The sequence below is a fragment of the Flavobacterium sp. 40-81 genome (assembly GCF_001898245.1).
GTDB classification, from domain to species: domain Bacteria; phylum Bacteroidota; class Bacteroidia; order Flavobacteriales; family Flavobacteriaceae; genus Flavobacterium; species Flavobacterium inviolabile.
In genome coordinates, this window is the sequence record NZ_MKTM01000021.1 from 1 (window position 1) to 22,555 (window position 22,555).

Consider the following 22,555-nt stretch of genomic DNA (forward strand, 5'->3'; position numbering starts at 1 on the left):
CCAAAGGCGAAGAGCTCTGGAGCAAGACCGTGGGCAGTGATGGCGAAGACATCCTGAACGGACTGATTGAAACCCGCGACGGCGGTTACCTGCTGGCCGGAACCTCCAAAGGCAAACCCTCCCGCGATAAAAGCAGCGGACATGGCGGGAATGATTTCTGGGTGGTAAAACTCAAAGACCGCTATAAAAAGGAAGTAGAGAAACCGGTTATTGAAGCCTTACCGAATCCGGCACAAAACTTTACCAATATTGTGGTGGGTTATGAATTTCAAAGCGGTACTGCTTCAGTATTTGACCTGTCCGGACGGCAGTTGCAGCAGTTTGCCATTGACAGCCGGACTGTTCCGGTAGACCTGAGCCATTACCCGGAAGGGATTTATATCGTAGAGATCCGTACCAATCTGCAAACGGATTCTGTTAAGGTTATTAAAGGGATTAATGTAATTAAAAACTAACTGATGAAGAAATTATTACTACACCTGATTATTTTAGGGTTTTATGTTTTTTCTTATGGGCAAGAACAACAACCTACAGCGGCACTGGATTTAAAGATGCCGGATTATACACCGGCATCACCTAATGCTTTTGCGATAACCAAATACGGCGATATTCCGATCAATGAATTTACCGGGATGGTAACAGCAAACATTCCTGTATATACCTATAAAGCGGGGAAATTAGAAGTTCCGATTACGCTTAATTATACCGGTGCAGGCGTTAAAGTGAACCAAACAGCAAGCTGGACAGGAATTAACTGGACCTTGAATGCCGGAGGTGTAATTACCAGAACGATTCACGACAAACCTGATGAATCGGAGTATTTAGATGGGAGAATCACGGGAGACATGATCTTACCTGGCGGAATGCTTAACGGCTCCCAGTATGCTGCCTGGCTGAACATGATCTTTGCCAAATTAAGACGTGTCTATGATGTGAAACCGGATGAGTATAACTTTGCTTTTCCGGGCTATAGCGGCAATTTCTTTATGGATGATAATTTTATACCGCGGTTGGTTAAGGCCGACAGTAATCTTAAAATTGAAATCGTCGGAACAGAAACCGATCTTAAAGCACGATTGCGCCAAAGCAAAGAATTTTGCATTACCACACCCGATGGCGTAAAGCATTATTTCGGTGGGGAAAATGCCACAGAAACCACTTTTCCGGGAACCACTCACGACAACCCGTATTCGCCCACAGGTTTTTATCTGACAAGAATGGAACATCCGGATTATGGTACGGTATATTTTGATTATGAAACCGACCCGACCAGCAAACATATCCGTTTGGATCAGGGTGAACGGGTTACCATTATTGAATACGAACTGATGGAACCCAATATGGAGTGTGTAAGACCGCCTACCGATGAAGGACATTCCTTTTTTGCAAATGGGGTAATTGTTTCCAATGGGAAGCACCTGTCAAAGATCAGAAGCGCCAATAATTATATAGAGGTATCTTTTGGTGCAAGTGCCGGTTCGCCTTTTAATTATACTAAGGTACTGAACAATATTGTGGTAAAGAACGGTACTACCCAGCTTCAAAAAGTGGATTTAAGTTATTTGTTTCCGCAAACACCCACTACATCGGAGCGTTTTTTCCTGACCAAAGTAGAATTTAACAAGGATAAAAACTACGGCAGCGGCGGTAGAAAATATGAACAATATGTCATGGACTATAATGATCCATTGGCATTACCAAACAGCAGAATGAGTCAGGCAACAGATATTTACAGTTATTATAACGGGAAAGTCAGCAATACAACAGCTTTACCGCAAAACAACGATATACTGTTTCATAATTATTATCCAAATCTTGCTGACAGAAGTTCTGATTTTACGTATGCATTAAAGGGTTCACTGAAAAAGATTACCTATCCTACCGGCGGTTATACGGAGTTTGAGTATGAATCACCAAAGGCAAAAGATTACGTAAAAGGAGCTGTTAATATAAATATATGGCGAAATAGCCCTGGTCGTATACCGGCAACCAGAACAACAGCTTCAGCCCCATTGGGCGATCTTATTTTTGATCCTAACGGTACGGGTGCAACATCCAAGGCTTTTATTGATGAAGAAATAGCTGTAAAAATTGATGTTACCGCCAATGCCCAGATGGGACATACGGACAGAATCGTTTTTAAACTGATCGATGAAACGGCCAATACAACCGAGTCGACCAATATTATAATGCCGGACGGTACGATCGAAATCGGTACCGGCAACTTTGCTTTCACACGTACTTTTACTATCAATACAATCAAAGGACATGCTTACCGTGTTGAAATGTCAAATACCTATTCCTCACTCATACAATATGAGGCAACAATGTATTTCAACTATACAAAAGGATTCAAAACAGTGGACGAGCCGGGTATAAGGGTGATACGAACAACAGACTATACGGCAGCAACCCAGAGTGCCTTTGTGAAAAAGTATTTTTACAATAAGGTTTCCGATTTATTGAAAGACCCGTTCGAGTTATTGAACTTCCCTACGAAGCCGCAGTACACTATAGATTACCAGTTGATCAAATGTTGCAACATGAGTGGTGGTGCTCCGATTTTACAGCCAAAATCAAGCGAGATCAGGTTTAGAAGCCTGTCCTCACAAACCACCTTCCCGCTAAGGGTTTTGGATAAAAAATATGAATATGTGACCATCAGCTACGGAGGGGATAATTTCGAATTGGGCGGTAAACAAAAACACTTTAACAACCAGTTCATGGATTATCAGGTGGGAATCCAGCCGTTTTCCCGCAGCATTTTCCAATATGAAAAAGCGATGTATAATGGCAATGCCGAACAGATATTCAGCGGCACACTGCTTGATGAAATTGATCTTATCAAACGCAACGGAGCACTGTATAAAGTGAAAGAGCAAAACTATAAATATCAGTATGACGATATTGCTTATACAACCGGGGTAGTTGGCGGTTATGCCTTTTATAACTGTTTATTTATTAATAGCGGTATCGATAATTTTGATTTAGGCAAGTATTACCTGAATGCCAGACGAGTGGAATTGATTGAACAAAACAGTAAAGAGTTTATAGAACCGGTTCCGATGACCATTCAGGGTGTAAACGACGATAATTACAAGTCTTTTGTTACCAAACAGGAATTCATTTACAATGCATTGATCGGATTGCCAACAAGAACCGTTACCTATACCAGTGAAGACAATGGGGTGTTCTGGCATAATAGAATCTATGCCAATCAGCCGCATTTGCTAACCGGTATAACCGCAGAACAAACTGCAGCGGTAAGCAAACTTATAGAACTGAATAAAGTGGCTGCTCCCGTTGAAGAACGCACGTTCAAAGGTGTGGGTGCTGTTTTGCCTACCCTGACCGGCGCGCAAAGAACACTTTACAAGAGCTGGAATAACAAACCTAACTTGGTATTACCGGAAATCATCCAGGCTTCCAAAGGAACAGCAGGAGTGTTAGAAGACCGGATACTGATTGAAGAGTATGACAGCCAGGCTAATCCGACTTTAGTGAGCATGAAGCACGGTGCTAAAATAAAGTATGCCTATAATGCTTTCGGGCAGGTTATCATGAAAATTGAAAATTATCTTGGGGCAACAGGCGGTTCAGAAAGCGGTGGTTCTTTTGAAATTCCCGAAACCGTTCCGGGTGCTCCCTGTACCCTATCCCAAAATTATCCGGGAGGTACAGCCACGTTCTTCTATTATGATCCGGAAACACGGCTTTTAATTAAAAAAACAGACCCCAATTGCCGCAACACCTATTATGAGTATGATGCGTTGAACCGTTTAAAACGGATAAAGGATCATGATGGCAATAGCATAGAGGAGTATGACAATAATTATAAGATCAATTAATACGATAGCATCATGAAAAAACTGGCAATACTATTGCTTTGTGCGCCATTATGGGTTATCGCACAAAACACAACACAGAATTACACGAAAAAAACCGTTTACCGAGAGGCCAATTCCGGCCGGCCGGCAAGTACGGTAACCTATTATGACGGACTGGGTCGCCCGGTACAGCAGGTGGCGAACAAGCAATCGGCTACCGGCAAGGATATCATCACCCATATTGAATATGACATGGGGCGTCAGCTAAAGGATTACCTTCCGTATCCGGCCACCACGACCGACATGAGCTACCAGAGCAGTGCCCAGCAGGCTATACTCAACTATTCCCAGTATACCGGGCAATATCCGTTTGGTGAAAAACTATTGGAAGCCTCACCGCTCAACCGTCCTTTAAGACAGGGCGCCCCGGGAGCCGACTGGCAGCTTGCACCCAATAATGGTACCGATCATAGCCTTAAGTTCGAGTATCTGACCAATACCGATACAGAGGTTAAATACTATTATGCGGCAACCACCTGGGATGTCGCACAGGAATTGTATACCATACAGTTGCAGGACAAAGGCAACTATAAAGCCAGCCAGCTGTATAAAACGGTAACCAAAGATGAAAACTGGACCTCGGGAACCAATAACACTACAGAAGAGTTTAAGGATAAAGAAGGCCGTATTGTTTTAAAGCGAACCTATAATAATGGTGCCCATGATACTTATTATGTCTATGATATTTACGGTAACCTGACCTATGTGATCCCACCATTGGCCAATACTCCGCTGACACAACTGGACGATCTGTGCTACCAGTACAGATACGACCACCGCAACCGTCAGGTAGAAAAGAAACTGCCCGGCAAACAATGGGAATTTATGGTCTATGACAAACTGGACCGTGTGGTCGCTACCGGGCCTGCTGTAACACCGTTTGGCGGTACGCAGATCGGATGGATGGTGTCCAAATATGATGCTTTGGGACGTGTGGTCTATACCGGTTGGTTTGCCACATCGGCAACGCGAAGCACCTTGCAGGCACAGCGCAACGCCACGAATACCAATTTTTATGAAACCCGTTTGCGTGCCGGTCAGACAACCACGGTAGATGCTGTGAATATAGGCTATACCAATGTGGCTTTCCCTACCAGCGGTATGAAACTACTTTCGGTACAATATTATGACGATTATGCCTATCCGAATGCCCCGGCAGTACCGGCACAGGTGGAAGGACAAAACATCACCACCTCGGTTGTAGGCCTGCCTTCCGGCAGCTGGATGCGGGTGCCAACCATCGCTTCCGAAACACAAACCGAACAGGGTTATACGTTCTATGACCTGAAATCCAGACCGGTTCGCACCTATGTTTCCAATGCCTTTGGCGGGTATAACCAGACGGACAGCAAGCTGGATTTTATGGGGAAAACGCTGTATACCAAAGTATACCACAAACGCAACGGCAGTGCTGCCCTGTTAACACTGACCGATAACTTTACCTATACCGATCAGGATCGTTTATTGCTCCACAAACAACAAATCAATGGCGGGGCTGAACAATTGATCGTAAAAAACACTTATGACGAACTGGGCAGGCTGATTTCCAAAAACGTGGGCGGTTCAGACTCCACAGGCGCTATAGGCGTACAAAAGGTTGATTACCGCTACAACATCCGCGGCTGGCTGACAGACATTAACAATGAGGCGGCTTTAGGAAGTCCGGAGCTGGTTTTGGGTAACGGGGATTTATTCGGATTTAAGATCAACTATAACCAGGTAACCGAAAGCCAGAACGGAAGAGTAATCGCTGCTTCCCAAAGTATGGGAGGATTGGTAAAACCGCTGTATAACGGCAATATAGCCGAAACGTTCTGGAAAACCAAAAACGATCAGATACTGCGTAAATACGGCTATCAGTACGATAACCTGAACCGTCTGAACAAAGGGTTTTACCAGAAGCCGGAAACCATGAGCCCGGTATCCGGATCGTATAATGAAACGATCAACTATGATAAGAACGGCAATATCACATCCTTGCAGCGCAAAGGGAACTTAGACAATCCTACCTTTAGTATCGATATAGACGACCTAAGCTATTTCTATAACGGCAACAAACTGATGCGGGTAAATGATGCGACCAACAACCCGGAAGGTTTTACCGATAACGGTTACGGAAATACTTATGACGACTATGCTTATGATGCAAACGGCAATATGATCAAAGATGAAAACAAAAAGATCACAAATATTGTGTACAATCATCTGAACCTGCCGGTGGAAATAACATTTTCCGGCGGGAATAAAATTAATTATCTTTACAACGCAGCGGGTGTAAAAGTACAGAAGAAAGTTACCAATGGTACAGTAGTTAAAACAACCGATTATTTAGGTGGTTTTCAGTATGAAAACGATGTTTTAAAATTTTTCCAGCATGCAGAGGGCTATGTTAGTGCTACCTATGGATTTGGGGAATATTTTTTTAATTATGTATTTAATTATACTGATCATTTGGGGAATATACGCCTGTCCTATACGGAGAATAATTTTACCGGAGAGGCCACCATTATGGAAGAGAATCATTATTACCCGTTTGGTTTAAAACATAAGGCCTATAATACACAAGGCTATACTTTTGTATTGCCTATGGATGGAACTCCGGGTTATAATGTACCGCAATTGATGCAGGAAGATGAAATGAATCCTAATCCGTATAAATACAAATATAACGGAAAGGAATTACAGGATGAATTGGGATTGAATCTGTATGATTATGGAGCGCGTAATTATGATGCGGCTATAGGCAGATGGATGAATATTGATCCATTAGCTGAGAAATATAACAGTTGGAGTGGATATAATTATGCTTTAAATAATCCTGTACTATTTATAGATCCTGATGGAAGAGATATAGATGTATCAAACCTAATGAAAAGTAAAGATCATGCAAAAGCATTTATAATGTTTGCCCGAACTAAAGAAGGAAAAGCTTTTTTAGATGATTTTGCTTCAAAAGGGCAAAAACTTTCATATGACGGGAAAGTCTTTTATGAGGCTAAAAATGCCGGTAAGTATGATAAAGCTGGAATTGATTTGAATTATAGTCTTGGAGTAGAAAAAAGTGAAAGTTCAACAGGAGGTGAATATGTTTTGGGAAAAGACAATAAATTTGATATAAACATTGAAATAGCAAAAGAAGGGTATGGTTTTTCAAATAAAACGCTTAACCTTTTAAAAGGGATAGCGCATGAGTCATTTATGCATGCAGAAAGTATGGCAGATGATTTTAAAGATAATGGCTTTACGGATAAATCAAATCTACCTTCAGATTATAAAAAATACGATACACATGCTGACCATTATTATTATAGCATTCAGACCCTTGAAAATCCGAGAGGAAAAGAGGCAACTAATTTCGAAAACAGAACTTTAAATGTAATGAAAGAAAGTGCAAAAAAATTAAATTTAAACTATTCAAATAGTCAAATTAAAACCGCTATTTGGAGTTTTAATGGTTCATTAATAAAAATAAATCCAAAAACAGGTGAAAGAGTATATAAAAAATAGCTTTTTAGTTTTATTATTTATAATTCTAAATGTAAGTTGTAGTACAACAGAAAATAAAAGTATTGTTTTGACTACTGGATTATCTTCGAATCCCGATGAACATAGATTCGGAATAGAGATAAATGGTAATAAGCTTTATTATTGCGAAGAGATAAACACTGGTAAGTACAGGTATTTTGAAGGAGAAGTTGACAATGAAATATTAAAAGAATTGAATTTTGACGATTTGTTCAATAAAAAAATTAAGAGAAAAAATATTGTAGATGCTAAGCTATATAGATTAGACTATTTAGATAAAAATAAAAAACTAACTATTAAGTTCCATCTATCAGAATTAGAAGAAAATGATATATTAATTATTGAGAAATTCATAGAACTTAAAGAAGTTTCAAAATTTAAAGAGATTAAATATCATTCTTTCCCTTCTGAATTACTATTGGAAAAACTACCAACTCCACCTTATCCAAACAAGGAATGAAACTGTTTATTATGTCGATGATAAACACGATTATTTTATAATGTTAATCCAGCAGGTCAATTTTACAGAAGCTATAAGACCCGATGGCGCGGATTTGTAATCCGTGCCATCCTGTGTAGCCGTAACCAGTGGAACGTTCTTTAATTATGTATTCAATTATACCGACCATTTAGGGAATATACGCCTGTCCTATACGGAGAATAATTTTACCGGAGAGGCCACCATTATGGAAGAGAATCATTATTATCCGTTTGGTTTAAAGCATAAGGCCTATAATGCTCAGGAGTATATGTATAAAATGAATATGGACGAAACTCCAGGTTATTATTATCCTACTATTTCAGAAGTAGTGCCTAAAAATCCGAATCCATATAAGTATAAATATAACGGAAAGGAATTGCAGGAGGAATTGGGATTGAATTTATATGATTATGGCGCGCGTAATTATGATGCAGCTATAGGCAGATGGATGAATATTGATCCATTAGCAGAACTATACTATCCAATTTCTACATATACATATGTGGCTAACAATCCTTTGAGATTTATTGATCCGAATGGAATGGAAATTATTAATGGAGAAACTGCTAGAAGAGAGAGGTTACAAGCCCTTAAAGATGGTAATCAACAAAGAATGAACGAAAAGCATAATGGCAACATGAATATGTCTAAAACAGATTTTGCTTCTAAAGAAGAATATAATGAATATAAAGCAAACCGTGAAGCATTTAAGGATGCATCAAAAGCTCTGGATAAGAGTATTGCTACCGAAGCAAAAATACAAGCTTCAATCGATGATTTCAAAGTAACTGACCCAACAAATTTTAATTTAGCAAATAACTTGACATTTAAAGATAGTAATGGAAATGTGCAAAACATTGATATTACAATTAAAGCAGGTAACGCATATGAATATGGGGGTGCAGTAACTAAAACTGGTTTTGTGCATAATGCTGATGGAACTTACAATAGTATTGGCAATATAATAACAACGATGGACTATAGTGTTGTTAAGCCAATAAGTAATGTGCTAGCACATGAAATGGGACATGCATATAATAATGCGCAGAACCCCGTTAAAGCAATGCAGGATACCACAACCCATAATTGTCAAGACCCAGCAAATAGAAATACATTTCAATCTAAAACAGCTATGGATTGGCAACAAAGTTATGATAAATTAAAAGCTGCACAGGTTAAAAAATAAACGTGGCACAATTTTTAAGAATTAAAAATATCAAATAATATGAAAAAATTAGTAATGGTCTTATTTTTGATAACTTCTTTGAATGCTTTTTCACAAGCAAATAATGATATTAAAAAATCATTTGTTTTACGCTTTTTAGAGGAAAACATTGTAGTTGTAAAAAATAAAGACACTAAGTACAACCTATACAATCCTGATTTTATAGAGATTGAAATCAATAATTTAAATAATTATGATTCGGATTATATGTTTTACAGGTTTAAATTAGGTGAAAATACAATAAAAGCAAATGATGAAAAGCTGGAAATTTTATTTAATTCCTCTTCTTGTAATGAATACATTTTAGCTCTTAATATTATTAATAAAAAAAGTTATAGGATAAAAGGTTTTAATGGTAACGATTTTTTATTTCTATTAAAAGACATTAGCGAATTATCTACTGAAAGAAAAACAATTAAAAAAATTGTGTCTGAGTTAGACAAAATTCATATAGGAGTTAATTTTACGGACATATATAATGCCTTAAAAAAACTTGATTATAATGCAGATTGTTTAAAATCATGTTCTGAACCTAAAGAGGCACATGGGAAAGTAAGATAAAAGTCAGAAATTCGCTTCCAACGACATTAGGGATACAGGGATGGGGATGGGCGCACATAACGTGTCCATCCTTTGTTTTTCCACCAATATCCCAAACCAATTAAAATTCAGTATAAATACGTATTGTGTAGTATTTGGTAATTTATTTTCTTGTTATGGTTTACCGTAATGTAATAACAGATTTTTTAATGTTATTTGTTATTGGAAACTATTAAAAATCACTAAACGGGAAATTGTTTAAAAAAAGTTTCAATAATAAATTATCGAATACATCATAATATACTTTAGAATGGCCAAGAATCCAAAAATTGAATTTTACAGAATTAATCTTTCACCTTTAGGAGAGAATGAAAATATTACATTTAAAGATGTTTTAATTAAAAAAGAATTATTAGAGAGACAAGAGACAAATGCTAATAACGAGCCCATACCTGACAATCAAATAATGCCTTATTTATTATCAGCTTTTATAAGGGACATTGATGGAGTTGCAATAAGAAATGAGAGTAAAAAAAAGGCTTTTTATGCTGAAAATACAGGAGAGAATAGAGTAAATAGAACTATTTCTCCAATTTTTGAGAGATGTATAATTCATGGTAGAATAAAAGGTGGAAATTTTGACACTGGAAAGTTTCTTGATGAAATCGATACACCAGGTAATAATACAGAATCTTTAGGGGTAACTAAATTGTTATCTGATGATTTTTATTTTTTATTATACACCCCATTAAATAAAAAGAGGGGGATTTTAATCCTTCAAACTTATACTCAGGATTCAATTGCAGATATTTTTAGACCATTTGTTGAAAATGTTTTTAAAGTAAAAGAAATAACAAATAAAGCAACTTCTAGCTTATTTATGCCTGAAGAAATGCAAAATCAGTTCAAAGAACAAAGTATTATTAAAAAATTCGAGTATAAAAATCAATATATTGTACCTGCAATTCAAGAAGAGGGATTAGCAGAGAGTGAATTTACAATAAATGTAACTATAGCTTCTCATGGTAATCAAATTAATTTAACCAATCTTCCTGCATGGAAAAGAGTCCTAGGGCGAGCATTATTTAATTTTCCGAATGTTGATGAGCGAGAAATAGAAACATTTAACAGAAAAAGAGGTTACATAAAAGGTGGGTTTGATAAATCCAATCCAACAAAATTTTCTTTAGATGAGGACAATTTTGAAATAAAAGCTACAATTTATTTAGATAATTTTATTCAACTTGAAGAAAATGGTACACCTAATTGGGAAGAATTACATGCTTTTGCTTTGAGAATTTTAACTGATGATGTTATACCTGAAATATATCCTGAAGATGATTTGATATGAAAATATTAGATAATTTATTACTAATAATTAATGAAAGTTACAGATGGAGAAAACGTGAACTATTGATAAGTAAAAAAAATGAAGAAACTGAGTCTAAAAAGCTAAGTCTTTTTGGGGTATTAAAGAATAATATTCTTTATTTTATTATGTTTGGTTCAATTACTTATTTTTTTCCAAATCTCATTAATTCTGATTTAGCTGGGTACCTCATTAATGCTTTATCAATTTTTGTTGGACTATTCACAAGTGTACTAATATTATTCTTTGATAAATATTTAACACATAAAGCAAATATTCAATCTTCTAAAGAAGATAATGAATCTGTTTTATTAGAAAAAATTAAAGTTAAAAACTTTTCTACTCGATTTGTATTCATAACATTAGAAACTATTTTAATTGCAGTTGTTTTGATAGGATTTTTATCTTCACCTTTAGTCTTTAAAGATTTTTTTAAAGAAGATGTAAAAACATATTATTTTAAATTTGAAAATAATAATGCAATAATTCTTTTTCTAGGTTTAAGTATAATATATATCATCAAATCACTGACATTATTACTTTTTTATAAACTTCTTTCAAGACTCTTATTCATTTTTGGTTCACTAGGTGAATATATGTTCAGCGTTTTTAACAATAAAATAAAGAAGATATAAATTAAAGAAGATGGGCGCACCATGTCTATCTTCTTTATACCATACGCATGAGTGTTATTTGTAATTGGTTAAATAAAAAAGGAGTTGATACTTCGAAGGGTATAAGTGGCTTGGAGCGACTGAAAAGCACTTTAAAGTGAACAGTGAAGAATAAAGGGAGTTGAATATTTTCCTTTGTTCTGAAAATATATTTTTGCAATGTATTTAAAAAGAAGTTTTAGAATTGTTGAATATTTTCCGAAATTTAAACTTCTATATTGTTAATTGATAGGAATTAATTGATTTTCAAATTCCTTTAAATGTGTTTTTATTCGTGTCTGATTATATTTAAAAAATAGTCTAATAAAAAATAAAATTGAATATATTTAGCAAAATTAGATTTTGTCTACTACTGAATGTCATATATTTTATAACTTGTTAAATCAAAAAAATGAAAATAATATCACTTTTTAATAATAAGGGAGGTGTAGGTAAATCTACATTAGCCTTTCATCTTTCTAGTATTTTAGCAGAAATGGGACATAAAACACTTCTTATTGATTTAGATCCACAATGTAACTTAACGATTTGTGGTATGGAGGAAGAAGAACTTCATAAGATTTGGGAAGAGGAGGATCCTTTTATTGATGATTTTGATTCTTCTGTAAAAAGTATGTCGCAAGATGAATATAATAGTTTTCTTAAAAAACCAAGAACGATTCATTTTTTATTGAAACCTACTGAGGATGGACAAGGTGAACTACCTCAAACTCCTCCTCCAGTTAATTTAAGAAAGAATTTAGACTTAATTCCTGGGAGGCTTACAATTCATAAATATGAGAATAAAATTTCTGAAAGATGGAGCGGTTCATATTTAGGCGAATCACTATCCATCAGAACCATAACTAATATTAGAACAATTGCTGACGAATACTCTAAAAACCATCAATATGATTTTGTAATTATTGATACCTCTCCGAGTTTGGGGGCACTTAATAAAGTTATTATTTCAACTGTTGATGGTTTTCTTATCCCTGCTCTGCCAGATATGTTTTCAATGTATGGAATTAGAAACATTGGAAGTGCATTGAAACAATGGAATAAAGAATTTAATACAATATACGGTTTAATTTCTGAAGACAAAAGAACTAAATTTCCGGTTAATTTTGTTCGCTTCTTAGGTTATACAATTTATAATGCAAAAAAATATTCTGGTATAACTCCTTGGGATTTGGCATTAGCACATTACAACTATGCTAAAAGAATTCCCGAAACTATTGAGGAATTTATAAGCCCTGAAGTACGAAATCACTTGACGCCAGAGCAGGCTAATACTCCAATTGGTCTTACAGCAGTTATGCATTCACATAATACTTTACCAAATATGGTCCAAAAGTATAAACATCCAATATGGAAAATTCCAAGTTTAACTACGTTAGAAAAAACGGATAGATCAACAATATTAGGGAATAGAAAAATTTATGAAGCAACAAGAAATAGTTATATTGCTTTTGCAAAAAGTTTTTTAGAAAGAGTGATTACTTTAAACTAATTTACGATGAAAGAAGGAGTAATAGACGAAGCTGTAAAAGCATATGTTGATAAACAGTTCGAGTATGAGCAATTTTTGGCAGGAGTATTAGTTTTTTTTCAGAAACATCCACAACTAAATAATTCCCCTTTACCAATAATTCATTCAATCAAGTCAAGACTTAAAGATCCATCTCATCTTGCTGAAAAACTTCAAAGAAAAATGAATGCTGGTAAAATAATTACTAAAGATAATCTTTTTAGTGAAGTTACTGATTTTATAGGTGTTCGTATTCTACATCTTTATCAAGACCAGTTTACAGAAATTAATTCTGCTATAAATAAAAAAATTGAAAGTGGTGATTGGGTTTTTGTTGAACAACCTAAAGCATTTACTTGGGACCCAGAATCCATACAGTTTTACAAAGAATTAAATGTTTCTACAGAATTAAGAGATACATTTTACACAAGTATACATTATTTAGTAAAACCAAATAATCAAAATTCTATTTGTTGTGAAATACAAGTAAGAACTTTGTTTGAAGAAATCTGGGGAGAAATTGACCATACAATAAACTATCCAAAACCAACAGATAGTATAGCTTGTAAAGAGCAACTCAGAGTTTTATCAAAATTAGTTTCAACAGGTACAAGATTAGCCGATTCAATTTTTAGAACAAACAATGATCATGAAAGCAAGAAAATATCATAAATTTTCAAACACTACTAAAATAATTATGATCTACTCGTTATGAAAGAATTATTTAAAATCTTTAGTGTCTTAGATAAATTTACTTTTAATAATTCAATTTTTGAATCTTTTTTTGGGGCTGTTGGTTTATTAGTTTTAGTTCTACATATTTTAGTAATATCTAAACTATTTTTATCAATTACAAAAGCTTCTTTTACTGATAGCATATTTTCCATTAATTCAGAGAGTTTCTTAGTATCGTCTTTTATTTTATTTGTGTTACAAATCTCAATGAGCAAAACCGCTTCCACAGGCATCCCTTTTATAGTCTTATAAACAGTTAAATCTGGAATTTTAGAGCTTCTTGGTTTAAGTGAAAGTTCAGGTAGAACAATATAATTTTGATAGCTTTTAACCTTGACAAACTTTTTCATCAAGTCATAAATAATATAAGAGATTATTATTTGATGTCTATAATCATTTCCTGGTCCAGATAAGCCGAATGTATTACTCATTTGTTGATGATTAAAGGTTTAAGCTAATATAGAAATAAAAATAATATTTTGCTTGTAAAAAAGAGGTTAATTGAACTGAAAATTTATTAAAGAATAAGTATTTTAACAGGCACCTTGACGGTTTTCCACCGGTTTATAATTACATAGTTAAAAATGGAAAAGTTAAATTAATAAAGATTGATACTGTTTGGAACAAATGGGATTGATTCAATGATTAATAGATTTATCTTTAGAATTGCTTTTAGTAATTATTTAATTATTTCAGTTTTATTTTTTTACCAAATCATAAATTAACATTTTAATTTAAAAAGTACTTTCTATAATTTGACGCATTTCATGAAAATATGATTTATACTTTTCAAGTTCAACTGAAACTTGCTGACATTCCTTACGGTAAGTACTAAACAATTCATTGTAACTTTTAATATTATCGAACATTCCGGTGAAGTCTTCGTGTTTCTCGTTAATGATTTTTTGTATTAAACGTTCAAGTTCAGGTGCATGTCCGATATAGTGAATAAGTTTGTATATATTCTTACAATAGTCACCAATGAGAATTCTATATTCGGCATGTAATAAATTGCTAGATTTAATTTCATCGTGATGTCTTTCCAAACTCGACTTATCTTTGTTAATTACTGCTAATTGATAATAATATTCAATGGTCATTCCCGATTGCACATAACCTGCTTGATTTAATAAAATCATATAGGTTAATTTTCGCTCTTCTGCGATTAAATCAATTTTAGTTTTTTTCTTTTCGCTTTTATCTTTTAGTTTATTTGCGATAAAATGTGATAGTATTCCTGCACTAGCTCCGATGCAGGTTGACAGTAAAGCGATTTCAGATGTTGTCATTTTTAGTTTTTTGTGTTAATGAATTGGCTATTGTCCATAAAGTGTAATAAAGCTAAACAAAAACTTTTAAAATCTGTCAGACATTCTGAATTGGGTGAATTTGTCCATCCTATCCTTTTCCTTCAAATCCCAAACCAATTAAAAGTATGGATAAAAATAAACATCCTGATAGTTTAGGAACAAGGAATACCGGTATTACAGATAGGCATTACCTAAAAACACACCGTTTGTCTTTAAAGAATTATTACCGGTTTTCTGCCGGTTTTGCCAGAATGGAGCATTTGGCCAGCGCTGCTCGCTGTGGTACAATTGTGTTCTATGGGTAAAATAAGTGCGGTAGGCTTCTTTACTATGCAGGGCATAAGCCTGCATTGCTTCGTTATCCCGGAATCCGGTATCAAAGAGCCTGGCGGCAAGTTTTCCGCTGCGGATGCCCAGCGATAAGGCTTTGTGAATGCCTTGAGCGGCGATAGGGTCATAACAGGCGGCAGCATCGCCGGCAGCCAGCCAGCGGGAACCGTAAGGCTTTTCCAGAAACGACGAATATACCGGAGCATGATACCAGTTGCCCTGCTGCAGCTTTATACCCGAAAGGTGTTTGGATAACAGGAGCGTACGGTCGAGCGCCTGCTTACGACGGATAGCATCACTATAACCGGTCTGTTTTAATAATGGCGGTTCGGTGACAAATAACGTCACCAGCCGGTTTTCCGGCAGCCGGGCCATATACCACCAGCCGTTTTCTTCGGCTTCGATGAGCGTCTGAGCCGTAAGATGTCCTTCGGTAATTTCCTGCATACCGATAAGCGCCACCATTTGATCGTCGATGTGGCGTACAGCACCTTCAGCGCGGGCAAAACGGGCACGGGTTCCGGATGCGTCAATTACAAACCGGGCAGTAAATTGCTGGTGTTTTTGGGTAGTATGTTCGGCAAATAAAAGCCTGTAACCTGCTGTATCCGTATCAGGCTGATGTTTTATATAATTGCGTCCCCGGGCAAGCGTTACATTCGGACAGGCATCAAGTGCGGCAACCAGCATTTGGTCAAACTGCAACCGATTTAACCGGAAGGGAGGCCCCATAGGATCAAGCAGGGCATCGTTATAACCCGGTTCATTCCGTCCCCATACCGATACATGGCCGGGATAACTGAAATGCTGTCCGTTGCTAAAAGATTCCGACAGTCCAAGCGCATTGATGCAGGAAAGCGCTGCGGGCGGTATGCTTTCTCCCGGACGATCAATACCGGGCAGACCGGCATCTGCAACCAATACTTTAAGATCGGTATGCCGGCCTAAAGTAATGGCTGCAGCGAGTCCGGCGGGACCTGCTCCGAGGATAACAATATCATAAGTATCTGCGTTCACCTGGAAAATTATGATTTGGGTGGATTGGTATTAAAAGGCCATTGCAGGATAGGATTATCCGAAATAAGCGAATCGTCAAACTGGTTTTGCACTTCCAGATAGTATTCCGGATCGAAATCGGGACCGATAGCGGTTCCCTGGATTACGATACCCAGCTTATGCCAGTCGGTTACAGCCTGTAATGCTTTTTGAAAAGTACTGGCGCTTTTAGGATCCAAAGCATAGGTACCCGGACCGCGGATAGCCCATTTTTGGTGTGGCAACACATTGTCTACAACTTCATCGGCAACATACACGGCATCCGGACGCTGCGCCGGCCATGACCAATACAGGGTAGTACCGCTTCCGTTGGTCATGTTCACGCCACCGGTATTGATGCTCGGCTGGTGGATGGAACAGGAATTATAATCCGTTTGCCACGGTATCGCCATAAACTTGGAAAGATCACCGGGTTCAAGGCCGGAAGCGTTGTTTTGCATCGGAAACCAGCCGCCGCTAAGAAAAGGAGCTGCCGTTACCGCTTTGCTATAATCAAGCGGAATGGCTTTTACCCGGAAAGGACCGGCGCCGCTTTGTTTCCAATCCTGATGGTAGATCTCGGGACAACGCACCACATAGCTCATTTCGATACCGGGTACATAACGGCCGCCCAGGCAGTTGCTGAGTGAAGCCATGTCCAGTGTTTCACCGGGACCGAGTTCCGGGCCGTTACCTTCGTTGTATTTTTTCCTGCTCCATTGCTCAAGGAAGAAATACTGTGTTTTGCTTACCGTTAAAAAAGAGGTGCCGGCATCGCCTACGGATAAAGGCATCAGCGGTACGCCGGTGTTCACTTCTGTTGGCGTGGCATTCGGGTTCCGGACGAAATTCAATCCGGCCATAATGGTACGGTCCGGATTGTCTTTTGCCGTAATGGCATCGACCGCTTCATGCGCCCGCACGGCCATTTTGGGCAGGTTAACGGTCCAGCGTTGCAACAAGGCCGCCCTGAAAACCGGTCGGACCATCGATTCAAATGCGGGTAGGTAATCAGGGTTAAAACTGTTGGTCTTGGTATTGTATAGCTCCGGCTGCAGGTTCATTTCCCTCACCCAGGTATCATACACATCGTCCCAGATGGAAACCACATTTCGAATCTGCGGGGCATAGGCAGGATCGCAGCAAACGACCCAGGCATTAAAAGCTTCTTCTGTGGACCCGTCTTCAAATACAATAGTGGCAGCTACCGGTCCGTCGGAAGTATCGTCAAACCAGCTGGCATTATTCAGGTCGCCGGTAAGCGGAACCGGATCGCCGTATTCGTCATATTGTGCCGCGGTACAGCCTTTTCCGGCTAATACCAGCAAACGTCCCTGCTCGTCGGTTTGTACGGAACCTAATGATTCCAGTTTACCGGCCGGATAAAACAATTTCCCTTTTGGAAAATGCTGCGGATAGCTGTCAATCGGGGTGATTACGCCATTATGAACATAGGTCGGTTTGCTGCTACTGTCGAAGTCGGCACTGTTTTGTTGCCCTGTCGAAACGGCTCTGGGACCCGGATCGATCATCAGGCTGTTAAGTCTGGAAGGAGAATTGATATCGCCATATACCTGCGGATTGCGCAGCTGAGGTACTTTGCCGTCCTGATAGGCATCGATGCCCACAAGCGGCACGACATTATAAGCAGCCGATTTTTTGTTGGCCAGGTGTACCGTCCATACAATATCTTTTACGACACGTCCATCGGCCAGGCGTACGCCTTTTACGATCTCTACAGGTTTTTCAGGGCAGGGGTAAACACTACTGTCTGCCAGTTCGTAATAATACAGGCGGAAACGCGCTGCCTGGCGTTTCAGGTTGCCGTCCTTGTCCCTCAGGTCGTGAATATCGATAGCCGTATTTTCGGTTCCTGCCTTGATGGGCAGTCCGCCGGTAGTATTGGTGTCTTTTACGGGTAATCCGGCACTGGTTTCCGGCGAAAGATAATATTCATCGCTGGTACCGATACGGGCAAAATTTATAGTAGGATGGATACGGAAAATTTTAGATGACATAGTTTTGGTAGGTTAAGTTTAACTAAATTGAGGAGTAATGCCGTTTTTCCAGCAGTTCTGGATGGCTGCGCCCACACTGATCATTACACGGACAAAGTCTTCGGGATTTTCACCGGCAAACAGCAGCTCGATGCTGCGGCATAATTCGGCAAAATGCTCCTTCAGGATCTGGAGTAATTCCTGGTCATAGGTAGTGTATTCACTTTCCGGTTTCACGGGATAAGTGGGCTGCAGCTGTTTGGCCTGTTTGATCTGCATGAATTTGGCAAAGTGATCTTCTTCCATAAATTTATCATCTGCCGTGTTTTGAAAAGCGTCCTTGATCTGTACCTGCTGACTGGCACCTTCACCCTGATCGGTAATCAGGTTGATCAGCATCTTAACCTGATAAAAGCCATCGGCTCCGTTTTCGGTAACATTCATATTGGAAAGGTTGCGGTAAAAGGCGGAAAAATGACTGACCTGGCGGATGCCTCCTTTGATCTGATTTTTGAATTGTCCGGCTCCGTATTCCAGTGCCTTATAGAAATCGGCGATATTCGCGTATTCTTTTACATTTTGCTTCAGGGAAGGTTTTGAGGAAGAATCCCAATCGGGATATTCTACCAGACACATCGCGTTGATACGGGAAATGTCGAGCGGACCGATCTCGGCGCTATACGGCTGGTATTCGCTGGTGGGATTGGGCACATCCAGGTTAAAATCAAGATGCGGAATGGTTTGCCCGGTATATACCGGTGGTGTGATCTTTGGCGAATAGCCGTAAGCATTGGCAATATTGGCTGCACTTTGCAGGTGTAACATTTCCTGATTCACGATGGACTGTATCAGCTGAAAGGAATCGGAAGTACGGTCGATAACGGAGTACATGGCCGACATATAGAACGGGATCGTCCACAGCTCCAGATCGGCAGCATATTGCAGATGCTCGTGCAGGTGTTTGATGTTCCATGACGGATTATCGGTTACTGTTGTCTGAGTTTGAGTTTGCATAAATGTTGTTTTTGTTGGAATAGTAAGGTTATTGAAAACGGCCCAGTGATATGGCAACGACTTCAAGGTTGGATGTTTGTGCTACATCGGGATTATACAGGTAGTGCGGGGCTTCCATTCCGCCTTTCCAGGGACCGAAAATAAAACCAAGCGGCTCGTCGCTGCTATTGGTGAACATATAGAGCTGACCATAGCCAACGCCGGAGTCGGTATCGTTATCACCGGCCCGGGAATCGTTAAAATGCAGGGAGCTGCCGGATGCAGTACTGTCGTATACCGAAATGCGGTAAGCCTTACTGACAGCGCTGTCTAAGTTGTCAAACAGGCTGAGGGATACCTGTTCCGGAGCTTCGGTAAGTACCATAAAATGACCGTTGGATTCCCCGCCCTGATAGGCCATACAAACGATATCGCCAGCCTGGGCATTGGAAAAACCGCCTTTTGGGGCGCCGTTATAAATTTTTCCGGTTTCCTGTTTTTGTATGTTGGGTACATAAACATTGCCACAAACATAAGTCCATCGTCCCGGACGAAGTACCGGCAGGGCTACTGCAAATTCAAAGGCAGAAGGAACCCAGCCCGGTGCTGAAAAATGTGCCGCATCGGGGTTGACCTGATTTTGAAACAAACAAAAGGCATTTTGTGCCGGATCATTGCTGCCGGTTGCGATGAGCACTCTGGATGCGAAACCGACACAGTCGATATTGGCATTAAAAGAAGCTGTTGCGGCATCATAAGCGGCATTAGGGAAGCGATTGGTTTTGGGCCATACATTGGAAAAAGCATCCGGCGTAGGGATATAATACCCGTCACCGGGATTGATGTAATGGGTGCTTACCGTAAAAGCGTTACCGTTGTAAAAGACCTGTTTGCCGGTTACGTTTATTCCGGGAAAGGTCTGGTTTTTTTGTTGTACAAGAAAGGGGGCGGCTATTCCGGCCGCGGCGTCTAAAACAGTAGTGTAATACCCCGGTGTATAGCTTTCGGGATTGGCAAAAAAATTGATTAAGGCCATCTGACTTCAGGTTATTTATGGTTATTAATTCAGGACTCATCTCAAAGATAAAAGGATGCCTTTTTATGCGATAAGGTGTAAATACCTGATGTCGTAAAACCGTATAAATACCTGATTTTCGGCCGGTTGATTTATGATTTAAGAGGTGTTAATGTCTTGTTTATGAGTGTTGTAGTTCGGTAGTGTGGGTTTCCTTTGACCGTTATTTTGTTTGTGTGTCATTCGGGAAAAACAAAAAAACCGATACTAAAAGTTATCGGTTTTTGTAGTGAAAAGTGATTGTTCGTTTTGATGATTGACAGGCAAATAAACAAAATAAAACGATAACAGGATTATATACTTTTGGCTGTTATATCTTAAAATTTGAAGTGTAACGCGGATGTGCCTGATTGTGTGGTTATAGTGATTATTCCAGAGGATCAGGATGAAAAATTACGGCTGGTTTGCCCGATACAATTTATATTGCCGACCATTTACCGTTAACAGATTTGCTTAATTGTTTTGATTCTGTGCCTCAAAACCGTATCGTATTGCGGCCAGAAGGGTTTCGATATGTATGTCTTTTAGCGCTTTGAATTTAATGCAATATCCGGTCACGCTCGCATTGCCTATTTCTTTTCCATACGTTTTGGCTAAGTAGGTCTTGTCATCAATACCAAGGATATAGACCGAGATTCCGGTTTTGTTTGCACTGATACCAATCTGGTAAAATTCCCTGGTTTTTCCGTCGGCATATTTTATTGTGTAGAAGCCGTATCCTATATTCGGATTAGCAACCGTTTTGTTTTCACTGTTTTTACCATCCAGGAACCATAATTTACATGCCGGCATGATTTCCAGAATGAGGTGGTGCAACGTTTGCATGTCGCTGCGTTTTGGTTCCGGCTGACTGCCGATATATGCTTTGATCTGCTCTTGTATGTCCATATAAAATGAGGATTGCTGTTATTTCTTTTTATAATGCTTTAAGAGGAATGCGATGGAAATGATAAAGGTGATGCCATACACAACAGCTAATGCCGGTTTTTCAAATTTCAGATTCTGAAAGTCGAATTGCTTAAACAATGTTACCCCTAAAATGATTGCTATAATGGTAAAAACAAATACTAATGTGTTGTTCTTTTTCATGTTTTAATAGTTTTTCATTAATTATTGTTTGGTTGCAGTACAACAAAAATATACAAATATGCTAACAGCCGGCAGGGTGGGAGGACATTATTTTTTAGTGTATCAGACCACAATTGGAATATATTACCGGCTGACAGCGGTTATTTGGCTTTAGCATAACAGTCTGATCCGATGCAGCAGCACGTTTTTTGGGATAGAAAAAGCAATATTCTTAAAATTAGCATTGATTAAAGCGTACAACGGGTAAAAAACAGGTTGCCTGTTTGATTATATATTTTATTTTTGTGCGATTAAAAATCAGAATAAATAAAAGAAAACTCTTAAAAAATAAAATTATGTTTAAATTAAAAAGCCTGTCTTTATCTGCAATTGTATTAATTTTTGGTTTATCCTCTTGTAGTAACGACGATTCCTCGCCGGAACAGGCTCCCGTTCAGATTGAAGGTAAATGGCAATTTACAAAAGAAGGAAAAATAACAAACAGTCAGGAAGTTTTAAATGATTATCAGCATACTTCAGGCTGTTCCAAAGATTACACAGAAATACTTGCCGGTAATGTCATCAAAGATCATTATTTTGACAATCCAAACTGCCAGGAAACAATTGATACCGGAGTTTGGAATAAAAGTAACAATTCGATGACATTAGTATATCCGAACGGGTCTGCCATCAATGCCGAAATTATGGAATTGACCAATACTACTTTGAAAATGAAATATGTACTTTCCGGAGATACAAAAGTGGTCATTTTAACTAAGATTTAATCGTAAATCAAACCAC

General features: G+C 38.3%; 18 protein-coding genes and 1 pseudogene. 11 read left to right on the forward strand and 8 right to left on the reverse strand.

Going from position 1 to position 22,555, the window contains the following annotated elements:
* From BGO42_RS07255 to BGO42_RS07300, 10 genes and pseudogenes are all read left to right on the forward strand, one after another.
* Positions 1-455 (forward strand): T9SS type A sorting domain-containing protein (locus BGO42_RS07255; RefSeq protein WP_286748987.1); only part of this gene is annotated, 455 nt, incomplete at its 5' end.
* Positions 456-458: 3 nt separating this feature from the next.
* The gene (locus BGO42_RS07260) at positions 459-3,848 is read left to right on the forward strand and encodes a hypothetical protein (protein WP_286748989.1); all 3,390 of its coding nucleotides are present in this window, start codon (positions 459-461) and stop codon (positions 3,846-3,848) included.
* Between the two features lie 12 nt (positions 3,849-3,860).
* Complete coding sequence (locus BGO42_RS07265; RefSeq protein ID WP_273246783.1) at positions 3,861-7,394, forward strand: DUF6443 domain-containing protein; 3,534 nt, start codon at positions 3,861-3,863, stop codon at positions 7,392-7,394.
* A complete protein-coding gene (locus tag BGO42_RS07270) occupies positions 7,372-7,872 on the forward strand; it encodes a hypothetical protein (protein WP_273246782.1) in 501 nt (166 codons plus the stop codon). Before BGO42_RS07265 ends, BGO42_RS07270 begins: the two co-directional genes overlap by 23 nt.
* A 142-nt stretch (positions 7,873-8,014) precedes the next feature.
* Positions 8,015-8,437, forward strand: a pseudogene (locus tag BGO42_RS17960) (RHS repeat-associated core domain-containing protein); the annotation flags it as partial.
* A 681-nt stretch (positions 8,438-9,118) separates the two neighbouring features.
* Positions 9,119-9,679, forward strand: coding sequence for a hypothetical protein (locus tag BGO42_RS07280; RefSeq protein ID WP_273246780.1), 561 nt, complete (start codon positions 9,119-9,121; stop codon positions 9,677-9,679).
* A 289-nt stretch (positions 9,680-9,968) separates the two neighbouring features.
* Positions 9,969-11,009, forward strand: coding sequence for a hypothetical protein (locus BGO42_RS07285; RefSeq protein ID WP_273246779.1), 1,041 nt, complete (start codon positions 9,969-9,971; stop codon positions 11,007-11,009).
* Positions 11,006-11,662, forward strand: a complete 657-nt coding sequence (locus BGO42_RS07290) for a hypothetical protein (RefSeq protein ID WP_273246778.1) — start codon at positions 11,006-11,008, stop codon at positions 11,660-11,662. The genes BGO42_RS07285 and BGO42_RS07290 overlap by 4 nt, the downstream gene beginning before the upstream one ends.
* Positions 11,663-12,092: 430 nt before the next feature.
* A complete protein-coding gene (locus tag BGO42_RS07295) occupies positions 12,093-13,193 on the forward strand; it encodes a ParA family protein (RefSeq protein ID WP_273246777.1) in 1,101 nt (366 codons plus the stop codon).
* A gap of 6 nt (positions 13,194-13,199) precedes the next feature.
* A complete protein-coding gene (locus BGO42_RS07300) occupies positions 13,200-13,883 on the forward strand; it encodes a RelA/SpoT domain-containing protein (RefSeq protein WP_273246776.1) in 684 nt (227 codons plus the stop codon).
* Between the two features lie 23 nt (positions 13,884-13,906).
* Here the strand turns inward: BGO42_RS07300 and BGO42_RS07305 are convergent, their stop codons facing one another.
* The 8 genes from BGO42_RS07305 to BGO42_RS07340 form a co-directional block, all read right to left on the reverse strand.
* Complete coding sequence (locus tag BGO42_RS07305; RefSeq protein WP_273246775.1) at positions 13,907-14,377, reverse strand: hypothetical protein; 471 nt, start codon at positions 14,375-14,377, stop codon at positions 13,907-13,909.
* Between the two features lie 303 nt (positions 14,378-14,680).
* Positions 14,681-15,235 (reverse strand): hypothetical protein, encoded by a 555-nt coding sequence (locus BGO42_RS07310; RefSeq protein ID WP_273246774.1) that lies wholly within the window; start codon positions 15,233-15,235, stop codon positions 14,681-14,683.
* Positions 15,236-15,430: 195 nt separating this feature from the next.
* Entirely contained in the window at positions 15,431-16,603 is a 1,173-nt protein-coding gene (locus BGO42_RS07315) for a tryptophan 7-halogenase (RefSeq protein WP_273246773.1), read from the reverse strand.
* 8 nt (positions 16,604-16,611) lie between these two features.
* Positions 16,612-18,639, reverse strand: a complete 2,028-nt coding sequence (locus tag BGO42_RS07320; protein WP_273246772.1) for a LodA/GoxA family CTQ-dependent oxidase — start codon at positions 18,637-18,639, stop codon at positions 16,612-16,614.
* 18 nt (positions 18,640-18,657) lie between these two features.
* Positions 18,658-19,632: a ferritin-like domain-containing protein gene (locus BGO42_RS07325; RefSeq protein WP_273246771.1), complete on the reverse strand. Its 975-nt coding sequence runs from the start codon at positions 19,630-19,632 to the stop codon at positions 18,658-18,660.
* A gap of 28 nt (positions 19,633-19,660) precedes the next feature.
* On the reverse strand, positions 19,661-20,647 hold the full coding sequence (locus BGO42_RS07330; protein ID WP_273246770.1) for an amidase domain-containing protein: 987 nt from the start codon (positions 20,645-20,647) through the stop codon (positions 19,661-19,663).
* 492 nt (positions 20,648-21,139) lie between these two features.
* Positions 21,140-21,574, reverse strand: coding sequence for a DUF1801 domain-containing protein (locus BGO42_RS07335; protein WP_273246769.1), 435 nt, complete (start codon positions 21,572-21,574; stop codon positions 21,140-21,142).
* An 18-nt stretch (positions 21,575-21,592) separates the two neighbouring features.
* Positions 21,593-21,775: a hypothetical protein gene (locus tag BGO42_RS07340; protein WP_273246768.1), complete on the reverse strand. Its 183-nt coding sequence runs from the start codon at positions 21,773-21,775 to the stop codon at positions 21,593-21,595.
* Positions 21,776-22,110: 335 nt separating this feature from the next.
* Here BGO42_RS07340 and BGO42_RS07345 point away from each other — a divergent pair, with 335 nt between their 5' ends.
* A complete protein-coding gene (locus tag BGO42_RS07345; protein WP_273246767.1) occupies positions 22,111-22,539 on the forward strand; it encodes a lipocalin-like domain-containing protein in 429 nt (142 codons plus the stop codon).
* The last annotated feature ends 16 nt before the right edge of the window (positions 22,540-22,555 follow it).